This window comes from Dyella thailandensis (assembly GCF_050749815.1).
Lineage (GTDB): Bacteria > Pseudomonadota > Gammaproteobacteria > Xanthomonadales > Rhodanobacteraceae > Dyella_A.
The window spans coordinates 2922942-2939026 of sequence record NZ_CP192735.1; the positions used below are offsets into that span (position 1 = coordinate 2922942).

Genomic DNA, 16085 nt, shown 5'->3' on the forward strand with positions numbered 1-16085 from the left:
TAGCACCTCAGTGATTAGGCGGCTTATCACCATTGGTGAAAGGTAGACTGAACAAGGGCTTCATAACACTAGTAGAACCAGACCCGCCCTTAGCAGGCGTGCCAATTCCGGCCCCCACCTCGATGGCAGTATCGCCGCCATAAGAATGATTAAGACCGACGCAAAGAACATAGCAAGCCGAGCCGTTAATTCCAGCACCGGTGAGCAAGTTTGCCGTATTGATTCCCGCCGCGTTGCTACTTGCCCCTAAATTTGTCGGAAGATATCCCAAGGATAAATTGGCACCCGGCCGAACTGGAATGTTACCCGAGCCGCCCCCGTATATTTGGCCTGTGTGCATATTGAGCGCAACGCTACCACCGCCACTAAACCCAGACCCATTCATCACTACGTAGTCTGGGATAACCGCTAAATAGGGAATATAAGGTTCTTGACGCGCAGACAAGCCCTGTTGCTCATTAGTCCATGCGTAGGGAGATGATGCGCCACCAGTATTGGAGGCGATGTAGGATGCCAAGTCGGGAGATATCTGTGCAGGCATTTGCTGCATCAGATATAGCGAATCGCTTGGCCCGGATATCAGTAGCCAGCTAGCATTCACATCGTATATCGACCCCGATTGATTGACATCTACAAGCATCCCTGTCTGGACACTCTCAGCGGATATGGTGCTTTTAGATGTTGAGGTGTAGCCGCTAATACGCAATGCATCTTCGATCTGTTGGGTGGTATAGCGGCCATTGCTTTGGGCCGCCAAGCTTTGCGCGAGCTGCTTCTCGCTCGGATGTAGTTGTCGATTGAACTGCTCCCCTTGCAGAGCTGTGGCGGCGCCTGCGCCGCCACCCGCCACAGCGCCGACGGCCGCACTTCCTAACTGCATCAACGTGCGGCCCTTGCTCGAGTTCGGGTCAATGTGGTGATCGACCAGATAGTCCGCCATTGCGCCACTGGCCTTCTCGCTGGCGGCGGCACCCAACGCACCCTGCAATCCGTCGCCGCCGCCCAGCGCCGCCGTCGCTGCGCCAACGAGACCGTGCAGCAGAACCTTGTTGGCGCCGCCGTCCTGCCAGGACTTCTGCTCCTCTTCGGTGGTCGCGTGGTTGGCCTCGTAGCTCGCGATATCGCCGGCGGCGCGCATGCCGACTTGCCCGGCGGCATTGCCCAACTCCTGCTGCTCGGCCACCTTCTGCTGGTCGAAGATCGGCTTGAGGCCCGCAGCGTCGATATCCGGCGCGCGATCCAGCCCGCTGAGATCAGTGGCAGGCTCGTCGCGAGTGATGATCGTGCCCTGCGCGATGCCGGCCCGGGTGGTGGTGCTCTTGTCGCCAAACTGCGGCACGCCGATGCTTGGTGAGGCGCTGGTTCCGCCACTGCCTGAGCCGATGCTGATGCCGGCGCTCATCGCGCTGTAGCTGGCCTGGTTCTTCAGGTCGCTGAAGCTCAGGGTGCCGGTGTCGAGTAGATTCAGGGACGGATCGGCGGTGCTGGCGATCACGGCGCCCGTAAGATCGGTGTGGCCGCCCACGTGCACCTGGAAGCCGCCGTCGCCGGCACCGATGCCACTGTCTCGGTCTACGCTCTTGTAGCTGCTGTCGACCATGCCGGCACTGGCATGCACTTCGCTGCCCGAACCGTAGACGTAGGTGCCGCCGGCCTGCCACGTGTGGCTGGCGTAGTCATCGGTAGTCTGCTGGCTCTCAACGGTCAGGTCGTGGCCGATGCTGGCCAACACGGTGCTGCCCTTGGCTTGGGCCCCGATGATGTTGGCGTCGTTACCGGCGACGAGGCTCAAGGTGTCGCTGGCGGTGACGCTGGTGTCGGCGTAGGTCGTGCCGTTGCCATGAGCCACGCCCTTGCCGCCGTCGGCGGTGGCGTAGAAGCCGGTCTGGCTGCCGATGCTGAAGCCCAGCTCGCCTCGCGCGTTGGCGCTGTGGTCGCTCTGAGTGTGCTGCTCGGCCTGGCTAAGCAGGTTGAGGTCATGGCTGGCGGCCAGCGCGACGTTGTCGCCGCTGACCTGGCTGCCGATCACGTTGAGATCGCCGTTGGTCGCGGCGATGGTGACGTCGCCAGTGCTTTGGATGTGGCTGGCGTAGGCGATGTCGTCGTGGGTGTCGCTGTGCGCCGAGGCGCTGCTGGCGCCGATGCCGATGCGCAAGCTGACACCGCTGGCGTTTGCGGCACCCTTGCTACCGCTGGCAGCGCTTTGCGGTTGGCCGTCAGTCCCCATGATCGGGTGTCCCTGGCTGTCCACGGCGACGTTGCCGCCCACGGCCGCGCCACCGGCACCCGCTGCGCCCGCAGAGCCGCCTCGATAGGCGTCATAAGCCCCATAGGCCGCCTGCGCTGCGTAAAGCGCCTTCAACCGTTTGTCGCTCACCTGCCCGGCGCGCTGGCCCGAGGCGTAGGCCTGCTCCGCTGAGGAGGCCGCGCCGCCGGTGAGGCCGGCCATGATGCCGCCGGTGTGCAGGGACTGGGTCTGGTGGCTGTCGGCGGTGCCGACGGCAGCATCGATGGTGACGTTCTGGCCGACGATCGCGGTGCCGGTCTGGCTGAGCACGTCGCTGCCGGTGATGTGCACGCCCTGTCCGGCACTGAGCGTGACGGCGCCATCGGTGCTGCCGATCAGGCTGCCGGTGGGTGTGGTGTCGGTCTCGCTGGCGGTCTGCTTGGCCTTGGCCACGCCGAACATGCCGTGCAGTCCGCTACGCTGGGCGCCGTAGGTGGCGACCTTGAGGCTGTGATCCTCGCTATGCGTGTTGTCGGCGGTGCCGATGGTGAGGTTGTGGCCGGCCGCCAGCACCACGTCATGAGTGCCGGCGATCTGCGCGGCCTGGGTGGTCAGGTCATGCCCGGCCGCCACGGTGACGTGATCGCCGCTGAGCACGCTGCCGACGGCGACGGTGTCGCTGCTGCTGTCCTGCTGCACGGTATGGGTGCGAGTGAACAGGTCGCCCTTGGATGTACCCACCAGCACGCCGAGACCACCGCCACGCTTGACCTTGCTGCGGTCGTGTTCCTCACTGTAGGTGTCCTGTGCCGCGCCGAGCAGCACGTCGTGGCCGGCCGACACGGCGACATCGTTGATCGCGGTGAGCTGTGCGCCCTGCGTGGTGAGGTCGTGGCCCGCACCCAGGCTGACACTGTCGCCGCTGATCACCGTGCCGATGGCAAGGCCCTGGTGGGTGGTGTCGAGCGTGGTCGTGGTGGTGCTGGAGAGCAGGCCGCTCTTCTTGGTGTAGGTCTGCGTGCTGGTGTCGTGGTTCTCGATGCCGGCGTTGAGGGTGAGGTCGTGGCCGGCACCGAGCGCCACGGCACCGGCGCTGCTGCTGATGCTGCCGGCGGTGGCGGTGAGGTCTCGACCGGCGCTGACGATCACGCCATTAGCGCCGCTCAGGCTGCTGCCGCGCAGGGTGTCGTCGCTTTGCGTGGCGATAATCTGCGTGCGGCCCTGGAGGGTGTGGCTGGTCTGCGTCTGCGTGTCGGTGACGGCGGACAGGTTCAAGTCGCGGCCGGCGCTGACACCGAGCTGATTGCCCGCGGTGAGCGATGCTGCCTGGCTGCCTAGATCGCGGCCCGCTGCCACCAGCAGACTGCCACCGGCATCGACGGTGCTCACCGTGTGGGTGCTGGTTTCCACACCACTACTCAACGTGCCCTGGCGTACGGTGTGGCCGGTCGCCAGCAAGCTCAGGTCGCGGCCGGCGAGCAGCTGCGCATCGCCACCGGCGCTGATGGCGGTGGCGGTCGCGGTGAGGTCGCGACCGGCCGCGAGAGCCAGGTTACCGCCGGCGGCGACAGGTGCCGCATCGAGGCTGAGGTCGCGTCCTGCGCTGATAGCCAGGTTGCCGCCGGCACGGATGCTGCCGGGCTGGCTCAGGTCGCCGAGCGCGACCGAACTCACCGGAGCACCGAGGTCGGACAGGTTTACTGCGCCCAGCGCAGTGGCCGCCGCCAGCCCGCTGCGCACATCATCGCCAGCCACCAGGCTGACGTTGCCGCCGGCGCGGATGCTGCCGCCGTTGAGGATGTCCTGCGCTGCGCTGATGCTGAGATCGCTGCCGGCACTCAGCGTGCCGCTGTTGAGCAGGTTGGCCGCCTTCAGCTGGGCGTCCTGGCTCGCCTTGATGGCACCGTTGTTATTGACGTCGCCGCTGGCGTTGAGCACCACTGTACTACCGGCGATGGTGGCGCCGCCGGCGGCCAGCGTACGGGCGTGCTCGGCCGACAGGTACACCACCGGCACCAGCACCTGCTGGCCGTCCACGGTAGCGCTGACAAGCCACACCATGTCCTGGGTGAGGTTGGCCATCTGCTCGGGTGTGAGCGCCACGCCCACGCTCAAGTCGAACCGTTGCGCCGTCTGCACGCCGGCGTCCATGAGCGAGCGGTATTGGGAAAGGGCGTCGGTGTCGTCGCTCAGGAAGCGTCGGCCGGTGAGCGAGGCGATCTGGTCGAGCACGGTGCGCTGCTCGTAGAAACCATCGCCGAGGCGCTTGCCGACCGCGGCCGGGTCGATGCCCAGCTTGTCCGTCATGTAGTCGCTGCTGATGAACTGGGCGTAGTCGGTGAAGCGCGGGTCGGTCTCCACCAGGTAGGGACTGCTCGGGCTGGTGTGCACCGTGTACAGGCCCGACTGCGGCAGCGAGACTGTGGGATGCGGACCGCCCAAGCCGGACACCACCTGCGGTGACGCAGGCCGGGCGCTGCCACTGCTGGTACTCGTGCGCGACGGAGGCTGATCGAGCGAACCGCCAGCAGTGGTGGCCGGCGCATGGCCCAATGCCACCGTGCCGGACCCGCTGTGGCCGCCCTGCACGCTGCCGACGGTGCCCGCACCGCTGCCGTTCACGGCACGCGCCCCGGCGTTCTGGCCAAGACCGATCACCGCATGCACCGGTTGGCCATCGGCACCAACAACCGTGTTGTCGATATTGTGCGCAGTGATCGAGACGGTATGGCCCGCACTCATCGTGGCGGCCAGCCCGGAGCCAGCGTTGTAACTGATCCAGCCCGGCCGGCTGGCGCCGAGCGCCAGCTGCACGGTTGGGTAGTAGTAGCCCCAGGGGTCGTAGCCTGCCAAAGCCCAATGGCGATGGCCATCGAAGCTGACGTACTCAATGCCGGTTTGCTCGACGATGCTTTGCTGCACGGTGCCTGTCGGCGCCCACGCGACGTTCTGCACAGTCTCGTTGCCTGTGCTGCCGCCGCCACCATTGCCATTCTGGCCGTTGATGACGAGGTTGTTGCCCGCTGAGATGGTTGATTTGTCGTTCAGTACCGAGCCGTTGAGCGTGATGTTGCCGCCGGCCAGGAGACGGCTCTCGGCGCTGGCCGCGGTCAGCCGTTGCACGGTGGTAAGCACGCTGGTGGTGATCGACTGCAGATCGTTATGCAGGATGTTGTGCGGATCGCTCTGCCCCGGCATGGTCACGCCGTTGCACCAATGGTCGCCGTCTTGACCAGGCGTGCCCTGCGTGCCGCAGAACGCTTCGAGCGCCGCGACTTGTTGCTCATCCAGCACCTGGCTGGCGTCGACGTACGGCGGGTGGTGCAGAGGATTCGGGTCGTCATAGCGATACACAGCGACCGGGCCACTGATGTACGTGCTCTGCGCCTGCTCGCTCGCGCTCAGCGCGTAGCTACCGGTCTGAAAAACCCGCCGCTGATTGGTGAACTGCTGTGCATCGATGCGCACGCTGCCGTCGGCCTCGATGTCGCCGGAGCGGTTGATCACCGCCTGGCTCCGCGTGCCGTTGCTGGCAGCGCCGATGCGCAGGTCGCCCACCGTGAAGATGGTCGCGTCGCGATTGAGCAGGGTGCCGCGCACCCACAGGTCGATGCCGTCGGTCGCGGCGATCAGCGCGCTTTGATAAGCCGCGTTGTCGGTGGCGGTGCCGAGGTCGATGCCGTTGGTGAGGGTGTTGGCTGTGATATCGATCGCGCCACCGATGATCGTGGCAGTGTTGGTGAGCGAGCCGGCCGAGAGGGTGATGTCGTCGCCCTCGATGCGGCCTTCGTTGGTGAAGTTGCCGCTGGCGGTGAGCGTGGTGCCGGAAGCATCGATGCGCGCGCCGGAGGCGTTGTCGATGGCGGCGGCCGTCAGGGTGAGGTTGCGTACCGCGGACAAAAGCGCGCCATTGGCATTTGCGAAGTTGCCGCCGAGATGGAGGCTGAGGTCGCGGTTGGCCTTGAGCGTGTTGCCGGCACCGTTGGTGAAGCCGCCGGGCAAGGTGAGGCTGAGATCGCGACCGGCGACGACGCGGCCATTGCCGCTCAGGCTGCTGAACTGCAGCGTCGCATCGCCGGTCGCCGCCAGCGCGCCGGAGCCGTTGCCGACGCTGCCGAGGACGAGCGCGAGCGTGCCGCCGGCGCCGAGGTTGCCGCTGGTGTTGGTCAGCGACGCGCCGCTGTTGCTCCAGTGGATGTCACCGGCGGCATAGATGGTGCCGGCGCTATTGTCCATACCGCCGAGCGTGAGGCCGAGATCGTCGCCGGCAACCAGATGCGCGCCCTGCGTGTTGCTCAGCGAAGCGGCGGTGAGCGTCACGGCGCCCTGTCCGCCCAGCGTGCCGCCCTGATTGACAAGATTGCCGCCGATGCCGAACGTGACCGCGCCACTGCCCGAGTCGGCGATGCGGCCGCCGGTGTTGTCCAGGCTGGTGGCGTGCAGTACCAGCGTGGCGTCGGTGTCGCCCGCGCCCGCTTCGATGCTTCCGCCGCGATTGCTCAGCGCACCGGCGCTGTCGAGCTGCACCGAAGACAATGCCTGCAGCACACCGCCGTTATTGATGAACGGCCCTTGGGTGGTGGTGACGTCGAGCGCGCCGCCGGCATAGACCTGCGCTGTGTTCGTCAGGCTGGCAGCCTGGATCGACACGTCGCCATTGCCGCCGATGAACCCGCCGGCACCGGCCGACGACGCATTGCCGAACGCGCCACCCGCGACCAGGGTGAGCGCGTCGGTACCGGTGACCTTGAGGAAGCCGCCGGTGTTGCCGAGCGAGCCGGCATGCACGGTCATGGCATGCGTCGACTGCACGGTGCCACCGGTGTTGGTGAGCGCGTGGCCGACGGTAAGAGTGACGTGGTCGGCGACCAGCGAGCCGCCACTGTTGTCCAGCGCATCGGCGTCGAGCTGCAGGTCGCTGGCTACACCGAGGTTGCCGCCGCTGCCGGCGAACGTGCCACCGGCGTGGATCGTCGCGGCACCGTTGCCGGCGATGCTGCCGCCGACGTTGGTCAACGCGCCGGTTGTGGAAAGGGTCAGCAGGCCGGTGCCGGCGTGCTGGATGGCGCCGCCGTCGTTGTCCAGCGAGGCCGCCGAGATGCTGAGGTCGCCGGCGTTGGTGGCGAGCGTGCCGTGCGCGTTGGCGAACGCGCCGACGAAGCTCAAAGCGAGATCGTCGCTGCCGCTCTGGGTGAGCGTGCCGTAGCCGTTGTCCAGGCTGGCCGCCTGCAGCGCCAGCGTCTGCGCGGCGAAATGGCCGCCCAGCACGGCACTGTTGCCACCATTGACCAATGCGCCCGCGGCCGTGATGGTGAGTCGATCGTTGGCCGCGAGGTCGCCGCCCTGGTTCGACACGTCGCCCTGGAGCGCGGTGAGAGTGATGTCGCTACCGGCACGCGCCTGGCTGCCGGAAAGATCGATCGCGCCGCCCGCCAACACGAGATCGTTGCCAGCCAGCGCGCGACCGTGCGCTGCCAGTGCGCCACTGGTGAGGACGTGCAAGTTACCGCTCGCCCCCAGCGAGCCGTCGTCCATCAAACCGGCGGCCAGCGTGCCGTCGCCATCCAGGCTGGCGGCGGTGATATCGACGTCGCCACCGGCTGCGAGCGTGCCGCTGTCGACGAGCGCGCCGCTGACGTTCCACTGCGCATCACCGACGGCGTAGGCCGTACCGGCAGATTGCGCGCCGCCCAGCACGCTGACAGCCAAGGCAGCATCGCTGCGCAGGCTGCCACTGTTGTCCAGGCTGAGCGCGGTGAGATCCAGACCCTGCGCGCCGTAGAGCGTGCCCGCGTTATCCAGCGCGCCACCCAGATGCACGGTGGTGAACCCGCCGCCGTAGAGCATGCCGCTGCCCTGGTTGCGGATCGCGCCCGCGCCCAGCACGGAGAGCGCACCACCCGCCTGCAGCACGCCGGCATTGTCCAGCAGCGCGGCGGTGTCGGCGCCGAGATCGCCGGTTGCGAGCAATTGCCCGGTACTCGTGTTGGTGAGGTCGTGGCTGCCGCTGATGACGAGGTCGGTGCCGGCCTGCACGCGTCCGCTGTTGGTGAACGAGGCGATGGCAAGCGTCGTGCCCGAGCCGCTCTGTGTCTGGCCGCTGTTGGCCGCACTGGCCGAAGCCAGGGTCAACGCCTGGCCGGCAACGACCTGGCCCTGGTTGTGTAGCTGGCCGGTGCCGGCAAGCGAGAGGTTGCCGGCGGCACTGAGCGCGCCGTCGTTGGTGAGCCGCACGGCGGTCGCGTCGAGATTGCCTTGATCGACCTGGATCGTGCCCGTGTTATCGAGCGCGCCCTGGACGGCGATGGTCGAGCCTTGGCCGGCTTCCAGTACGCCGGCATGCGCAAAGCTGCCGAGCGTCAACGTGACGTGGCCGCCGCTGTAGATGTCGCCGGTGGCGGTGGATTCGAAGCCGCCGGCGACCTGGCCGTCCAGGTTGCCGTCGATCGCGTAGAGCTTGCCCGCGTTGGTGAGCGCATCACCGCTGAGATGCAGGCTCTGCTGTGCCTGGATCGCGCCGGCGTTCTGCAGGGCGCCCGCGCTGTCGAGCGACAAGTCGCTGCCGCTGCGCAGGATGCCGTCGTTGTCTACGCTGCCGGCGGCGAGGTTGAACACGTGCGCGCCGTACATCAGGCCGCGATTGTCCAGCGCCTGCGTGAGCCCGAGGGTGAAGCTGCCGCCGGCGTAGATTGTCGAGTCAGCGGCGTTGCTCAGCGAGGTCGCGCGCTGCAGGCGCAGGTCGGTGCCGGCCTGCAGCAGACCGGCGTTGACGATGTCGCCGGTATCGTCGATCACCAGCGATCCATCGGCGATCAGCTGCGCTCCGGCGACGTTGCCCAGGCTTACGCCGCTGAGCACGGCGTTGCCCTTGGCGTAGAGGTTGCCAGCGTTGTCGAGCATCGCGGCCGAGAGGCTCAGGTCAGCGCCGCTCTGCAGTTGGCCGGTTACCGTGTTGCTGAACTGGCCAGCGGTGATGCCAACGGTACTTCCGGCGACAAGTGTGCCGCTGTTCTGCGCGAGTGCCGACAACTGCATGGTGAGCGCGTGTTGCGCGCTCACCGCGCCGCGGTTGTCGAGCGAATCGGCTCGCAGGGTCACGCCGCCCTGGTCGGACTGCACATGTCCGACGTTGGCGAGTGCGCCGGTCACGGTCAGGCTCGCATTGGCGGCCGCTTCGATCGCGCCGTCGTTGCCGAGCGAGCCGGCCGACAGCGTGATGCCCTGGTTGGCGTAGATGTCGCCGCTGGCGCGGTTGACGGCGGCGCCGTCGAGGATCGCGCTCCACGCGCCGCCGAGCGCATACAGCTTGCCGGCGTTGTCCAGCGAAGCGGCGCGGAGCTGCAGCGCGCCGTTCCCCTGCACGGTCGCAGCCGCGGCGTTGCTCAGCGCGCCGCCCGCCTGCAGCGTGATGGCACCGCCCTGCGCCTGGATCAGGCCACGGTTGGCCAGCGAACCGGCGGCAGTGAGCGACAGTGCGTTTCCGGCCGCAAGCGTGCCGGATTGCTCGATCGCGCCGCTGCTCTGCAGGGAGAGATTGCCGGTGGCGATGGTCTTGCCGCCCAGCACCACGTCGCCGGCGCTGGTCAGGCTGAGATTGCCACTCTGCGCGGCGATCTGGCCCTGGCTATTCACGCCCAGACCAGCCTCGGTGCCAATCAATCGGATCACGCCCGCATACATGCCGCCGATTGCCGAGACGTCCAGCGCTACCACCGGCGCGCTGCCGGTACCGGCGATCGGCTGCGCAGCGAGGCTGGCCGCATCGACCTGGTTGGCGCCGGTAATCACGTTGAGGTGTTTGGCCCAGACGCCGGCGTTGATGGATACCGCGCGCGCGATCAGGTCCACCTGGTCGACCAGGCTGCCATCGAGCCCGCCGCCGGATACCGAAAGCGTTCCGCCGGTGACGCGGAACCCGCTCAGTCCACCGTCCTGTCCAAACGCCGGCCGGCCGGTGGTCAACACCGCATGCGGCGTGTTGATAAAACCGCAGCCAGTGCAGCTGATGCCGTTGGGATTGGCAACCACGACCTCGGCGGGAGTGCCGGCGACCTCCATGGCGCCGGCCAGTTGGCTGGCCCGCGTGGAGGTGACCTCGTTGAGGATCAGCCGGGCGGACTGCCCGGCCGACAGATTGGGATTGCCGGTGACGTAGCCGGCCAGCTGCGTCGAGGAGAGCGTGCCGCTGTTATTGAGAATCAGCCCCTGCTTGCCGACGTCGAACTGTCCGTAGGTGTTGTGTGACAGCCCGGCCTGATTCGGTGCGGCGATGTTGACGACGGGCACACCATTGGCGGCGGTTTGTGTCGAGGTATGCGTCGCCCCATCGGGCACGGCCTGGGCCTGCACCTGCGGCAGACCCAACGCCATGGTGACGGCCAGCGCGAGCGCCTGACGTCGCAGACGCTGGTTCAGCGGACGGGCGCGGCGCGACGCAGTGGCCGGCGATGCATCCTGGCGGGCGATCTTTTCCATCATGACATCGGTCCTCGATTGTCCTTCTACGGGCACTGCGGTATCGGCCCGTGGTTCCTGGTTTCGTCGTGCTACAGGGTGAAGATCCACTGCATACCGGCGGTGGGCCGGCGGGTCTGGAAGCCACGTGGCGTTTGCAGCGCCCAGCCCATGAACAGGTCCCAGCTCAGTCCCCAGCGCGTGCCGCGGCAACCGAACACCGCGCCCGACAGCCGATGGCTGGAAAGACCCGGTGCCGTATTGCCGTCGACGCGGCCGGTGTCGAGACCGCCATAGATCGACGTGGCGCCGTCGGCCAGCGGCAGGTTGAGCGTGTTGCGCCAGTAGGCACCGTGCTCGCCACCGAGCGTGGCGTTGCCATCGAAGCCACGCACGCTGTAGCGATTGCCGATGGCCAGGTCGTCTTCCACGTAGAGGTGATCGCCCGTGGCCTGCGCGTGCAGCTCGCTGAGCCAGAACAGGGCTCGGGAACCGAGCTGAAACGGCAGACTGAGGCTGGCGTCCAGCGTCGTCAGCCCGTAGCGGTGGGTCGGCCCGCCATCGAGGGCGCCTTGCCACTGCGCGCCGAACCAGGGCGTGCCCCGGCGATAGGCGAGCCGCGCATCGAGCTGTGCATGGCCGAGGTAGCGGCGATGCACCAAGGCGAGCTCGGCGCTGGAGGTAAGGCGTCGCTGGGTCGCGATCTCGACGCCATCGACATAGCTCCGCGCGTCGCGCACGCCGACGTCCAGCTCGATGGAGGTTTTGCCGCGTGCATCCCGCTGCAGCAGGCGCGTGGCGGAGAACGAGGTGCTTTGCGAGGTGCCGGTGAAGCTGAACGTCTGCAGCGAGCCGGTCACTGGCTGGCGGTAGCCATACTTCGATGCGTCTAGCGAGAACGTCCAGTTGCCTCGGGGCAGGCTGTAGGACATGTGGTTGCCACGCGTCCCCTTTTCGCCGCGATAGCCGCCCACCGTATTGCTGACGCCCACGCTCAGCAGGTCATTGATGCCGAGCGGTTGGTCGAGCGCCAGCGTCACGCCACCCTGCTCCTTGCCCGTCGCGTTGGAGCCGGCGTCGTCCATGTTCAGCGTGACCCGCCAGGGCTTGCTCCGCACCGCGGTCAATACGAGATCGGAGGTACCGGCCGACTGTCCGGGCGCAATGTCGATCTTCACGTCCTGCGACGGCACCCGCTTGAGCTGTTCAAGACCCTGTTCGATGGCACGCAGGTTGATCACGTCGCCCGGGCGCAAGGGAATGGCGCTGCGCCAATCGACCGCGCTGGAACCCGGCGCGAGTCGCACCCGGCCGAGTGTCCCGGCGATCAGCACGACACGAAGCTCGCCCTGGCGCAGGTTCTGCGGCGGAATTACCAAGCGACTGGTGACGAAGCCACGGGCAATCAGCAGGTCCGATGCCCGGTGCGCCAGCAGGGCCAGCCCCTGCTGGCCAGCGCAGCGCCCCCGGTACTTTTCGAGATAGCGGCGGATGAAGCCGAATTGCGCGGCATGCGCACCCTCGAGCGAAATCGCCGAGAGCACGAAGCAGGGTTTTTCGGTAGGGAGCGTCGTCTGGCTGTAGTCGCCGGCTGCGCCCTGCGGCAAACGGACGTCCGGGGCGTCCCGAAGCGCTTCGCGCTGCCTGGCTTGCTGCTGCGAACGCTGCCGCTGCTCCTGTTGGGCTGGCAGCGACTGCGTGTGTGCGATGGTCGGCACCGCGAGCAGGCATGCCCAGACGAAGGCTGCGCGCGCCGACACGGCTCGCACCGGGCGGCCGCGGAAGGTCCTTTTCATTGTCCCTGTTCCCTGATTCGAGCGAGTGGCGCAGCGTTGACTGCGGCACTGCACAAGCGTACCAAGAATGGCCCGCGCTGGCCCACTCGGCCAGGCACGTCGCGGCCTTCGCCGACACGGCCGAGAGGCCCGATCCCGACCGGTGGCAAACGATTACGTTATCGCTGCGGTGCGGCAACACGCCGCATCCTGTCGTACGCCAAGAGGGCCCACGGAATCCAAACCCGGCCAAAGGTCCGCGCTGTCAGCGCGGCAATATCCCCATCGTGTGCAGCCATGTGTCGGCCAGATCGGTCCATGCGGTGATCGGCTCGCCGGTGCGGCGCAGGCCGAAGGCGTGTCCGCCATGGGCGTAGATGTGCAGTTCCGTCGGGACCTTCGCGGCCTGTAACGCGGCGTAGTAGGTCAGCGCCTGCTGCACGCCGTCGACGTCGTCGTCGCTGGCCTGCAGGATGAAGGTGGGCGGCGTGTCGGCGGTGACGGGCACGTTGGGGTTGAGCTTGCCGTCGCCGCGGGTCAGGTGACCCGGGTAGATCGCCAGCGCGAAGTCCGGCCGCGCGCTTTCGCGGTCGGCGGCGTCCGTAGCCGGGTAGAGCGTTTTCCGGTAGTTGGTGCTGGCCTCGGCGACCAGGTAGCCGCCCGCCGAGAAGCCGATCACGCCAACCCGGTGCGGGTCGACATGCCAGTCGCGCGCGTGGAAGCGCACCAGCCGTAGCGTGCGCTGCGCGTCCTGCAGCGACGGCACGGACAGCGCGAAGTTATGCGGACGACAGCGGCAGTGCCAGTCGTAGGTGACGCTGGGCACGCGGTACTTGAGCAGCACGCAGGTGATGCCGCGGGCGGTCAACCAGTCGCAGATCTCGCTGCCTTCCAGGTCGATCGCCAGCACCTCGAAGCCGCCGCCAGGGAACACCACGACGGCCGCGCCGGTGTTACGGCCCTTCGGCGGATACACGGTCATCGTCGGCGTATCGACATTGGTCACGGCGTGCCACGGCCTGCGCCCAACCCGCTCGGAACGGACGACCATCGTCTCCGGCCCGGGCATCGGTTGCGCATCGGGTGGTGTGGCCGGCCAGATCGGCATCTGCTTCAAGCCTGCTGCCGGCTGCCACCGTGGGGTTTGTCCGCGCAGCGGACCCGCCGCGTGCACGCACGCGCACGTGCACGCCATCATCAGGCACAGCAAGGTCGCCCAGCATTTCATGCCACTGCTCCATGGCGGCGGCGGGACCGCCGCGCGATCGGGTTGAAGAGCCGGGCTGCGCCCGGGCTGCCCATCGTGCCGGGCGCTTCGGGCGTGGGGCGGCGGCGCTGAGGGAATGTCGCGGGCGCGATGCCCGACTTATTCGCCGCGCAGCCAGCGCGCGGCGTCGATCGCAAAATAGGTGAGGATGGCGTCCGCGCCAGCGCGCTTGAACGCGGTGAGCGTTTCCAGCACCACCGCCTTCTCGTCCAGCCAGCCGTTCTGGCAGGCGGCCTTGAGCATCGCGTACTCGCCCGACACCTGGTACACGAAGGTCGGCATGCCGAAGGCGTCCTTCACCCGGCGCAGCACGTCCAGGTATGGCAGGCCCGGCTTGACCATCACCGCGTCGGCGCCTTCGTGGATATCCAGCTCCACCTCGCGCAGGGCTTCATCCGAGTTGCCCACATCCATCTGGTAAGTGTGCTTGTTGCCCTTGCCGAGGTTGGCCGAGGAACCCACCGCATCGCGGAACGGGCCGTAGAAGCTCGAGGCGTACTTGGCCGAGTAGGCGAGGATGCGCGTGTGGATATGGCCGGCCTCCTCCAGCGCCTCGCGGATCGCGCCGACGCGGCCGTCCATCATGTCCGAGGGCGCCACGAAATCCATGCCGGCTTCGGCCTGCGCCAGCGACATCTTCACCAGCGCCTCGATGGTCGGCTCGTTCATCACGTAGCCGTGCTCGTCGATCAAGCCGTCCTGGCCGTGGATGGTGTAAGGGTCCAGTGCTACGTCACCGATCAGGCCGAGCTCGGGATACTTCGCCTTGAGCGCGCGCGCCGCGCGCTGCATCAGGCCCTCCGGATTCCACGCCTCGGCGGCATCTTCGGTCTTGGGCGCGTCGGTGATCGGAAACAGCGCCAGCGCGGGAATGCCCAGCCGCACGCACTCACCGGCCAACTCGAGCAACAGGTCGATCGACAGCCGCTGCACGCCGGGCATCGAGGGCACATCCACCCGCCGGTTCTCGCCCTCGACCACGAAGGCCACCATGATCAGGTCGCTCGCCAGCAGGGTGTGCTCGCGCATCAACGCGCGGGAGAACGCATCGCGGCGCATGCGGCGGGGGCGTATGGCGGGGTAGCTCATGGTTGGTCCGGCAATGAAGTTCAGCCCGTGATTGTACGCCGCGACCCCGCAACCGCCTGCCCCACTGCGGCGATCGGTGCCGCTTGCCTACGGCTCCAGACGCTCCCCGCTGCCCGCATCGAACACGTGCAGCATCGCCGGATCAGGCACCAGGTGAATGAGGTCGCCCGGCAGCGGCACCACCCGCGGCGGCAGGCGCACCACCAGCGGTTTCTCGCCGCTGCGCAGATTGAGGAAGACCTCGTTGCCGACCGGCTCGACCACGTCGACCCGCGCGCTCAACGCGGCGGGGTCGGCGGCGTCGACCGGATGCAGGTCTTCCGGGCGCACACCGATCACTACCTCGCGTCCGTGCCAGCCCTCCGGCCACGCCACGCCGGGCAATGCGAGCGTGCCGTGCGGACCAACCAGTTCGGCCGTCGTGCCGATGCGCACGCTGCCGGCCAGGAAATTCATCGCCGGGCTGCCCAGGAAGCCGGCGACGAAACGGTTGGCCGGACGGCGGTAGAGATTCATCGGCGTGTCGATCTGCTGGATCACGCCGCGATCCATCACCACGATGCGCTGGCCCAGCGTCATCGCCTCGATCTGGTCGTGGGTGACGTAGATCATCGTGGCGCCCAGCCGACGATGCAGCCGGGCGATCTCCACGCGCATGTGCAGGCGCAGGCGCGCATCGAGGTTGGACAGCGGCTCGTCGAGCAGGAACACCTTCGGATCGCGCACCAGCGCGCGGCCCAGCGCCACGCGCTGCTGCTGGCCGCCGGACATCGCGCCGGGGCGCGCGTCCAGCAGCGGCTCCAGCTCCAGCAGCTGCGCCACCTCGCGTACGCGTGCGTCCACCGCGGCGCGATCCATGCCGCGCAGACGCAGGCCGAAGCCGAGGTTTTCCGCCACCGACATGTGCGGGTACAGCGCGTAGTTCTGGAACACCATGGCGATGTCCCGATCTTTCGGCGGCAGCTCGTTGACCACGCGCTCGTCGATGCGCAGCCTGCCGGCGCTGATCGATTCGAGCCCCGCGATCATGCGCAGCAAGGTGGTTTTGCCACAGCCGGACGGCCCCACCAGCACCAGCAGTTCGCCGCTGGCGATCTCGATGCTGGCATCGGCCACGGCGACATATCCGTTGGGATAGACCTTGCGCAGCGCGTCCAGCCGAACCACCGCCATCGAGACCTCCGCGTGAGGGGCGCACCCGTCCCCGCGCCATCATGCGCGATGGTGCATCGAAGGAGAGCATTCGGCTATTCTCGCGATGTAATCGTTTACA

Annotated in this window: 5 protein-coding genes; all 5 read right to left on the minus strand. The window is 67.5% G+C overall.

Annotation, left to right across the window (positions count from 1 at the left end; translation table 11 throughout):
* Window positions 1-7 precede the first annotated feature (7 nt).
* Window positions 8-10705: a hemagglutinin repeat-containing protein gene (locus ACQVBX_RS13495; protein WP_431634710.1), complete on the minus strand. Its 10698-nt coding sequence runs from the start codon at window positions 10703-10705 to the stop codon at window positions 8-10.
* Between the two features lie 68 nt (window positions 10706-10773).
* Complete coding sequence (locus ACQVBX_RS13500) at window positions 10774-12477, minus strand: ShlB/FhaC/HecB family hemolysin secretion/activation protein (protein ID WP_431634711.1); 1704 nt, start codon at window positions 12475-12477, stop codon at window positions 10774-10776.
* A gap of 244 nt (window positions 12478-12721) precedes the next feature.
* Entirely contained in the window at window positions 12722-13651 is a 930-nt protein-coding gene (locus ACQVBX_RS13505) for an alpha/beta hydrolase (protein WP_431638186.1), read from the minus strand.
* Between the two features lie 171 nt (window positions 13652-13822).
* Window positions 13823-14812: a porphobilinogen synthase gene (hemB, locus tag ACQVBX_RS13510; protein WP_431634714.1), complete on the minus strand. Its 990-nt coding sequence runs from the start codon at window positions 14810-14812 to the stop codon at window positions 13823-13825.
* Window positions 14813-14899: 87 nt separating this feature from the next.
* Window positions 14900-15985 carry an ABC transporter ATP-binding protein gene (locus tag ACQVBX_RS13515; RefSeq protein ID WP_431634716.1) on the minus strand — a complete coding sequence of 362 codons (1086 nt, stop codon included), beginning with the start codon at window positions 15983-15985 and terminating at the stop codon, window positions 14900-14902.
* Between the last annotated feature and the right edge of the window lie 100 nt (window positions 15986-16085).

Bases quoted from the DNA above. Each gene is read 5' to 3' on its own strand.
- ACQVBX_RS13495 (WP_431634710.1), bottom strand. From the start codon at position 10,705: ATGATGGAAAAGATCGCCCGCCAGGATGCATCGCCGGCCACTGCGTCG.
- ACQVBX_RS13515 (WP_431634716.1), bottom strand. From the start codon at position 15,985: ATGGCGGTGGTTCGGCTGGACGCGCTGCGCAAGGTCTATCCCAACGGA.
- ACQVBX_RS13505 (WP_431638186.1), bottom strand. From the start codon at position 13,651: ATGGCGTGCACGTGCGCGTGCGTGCACGCGGCGGGTCCGCTGCGCGGA.
- hemB (WP_431634714.1), bottom strand. From the start codon at position 14,812: ATGAGCTACCCCGCCATACGCCCCCGCCGCATGCGCCGCGATGCGTTC.
- ACQVBX_RS13500 (WP_431634711.1), bottom strand. From the start codon at position 12,477: ATGAAAAGGACCTTCCGCGGCCGCCCGGTGCGAGCCGTGTCGGCGCGC.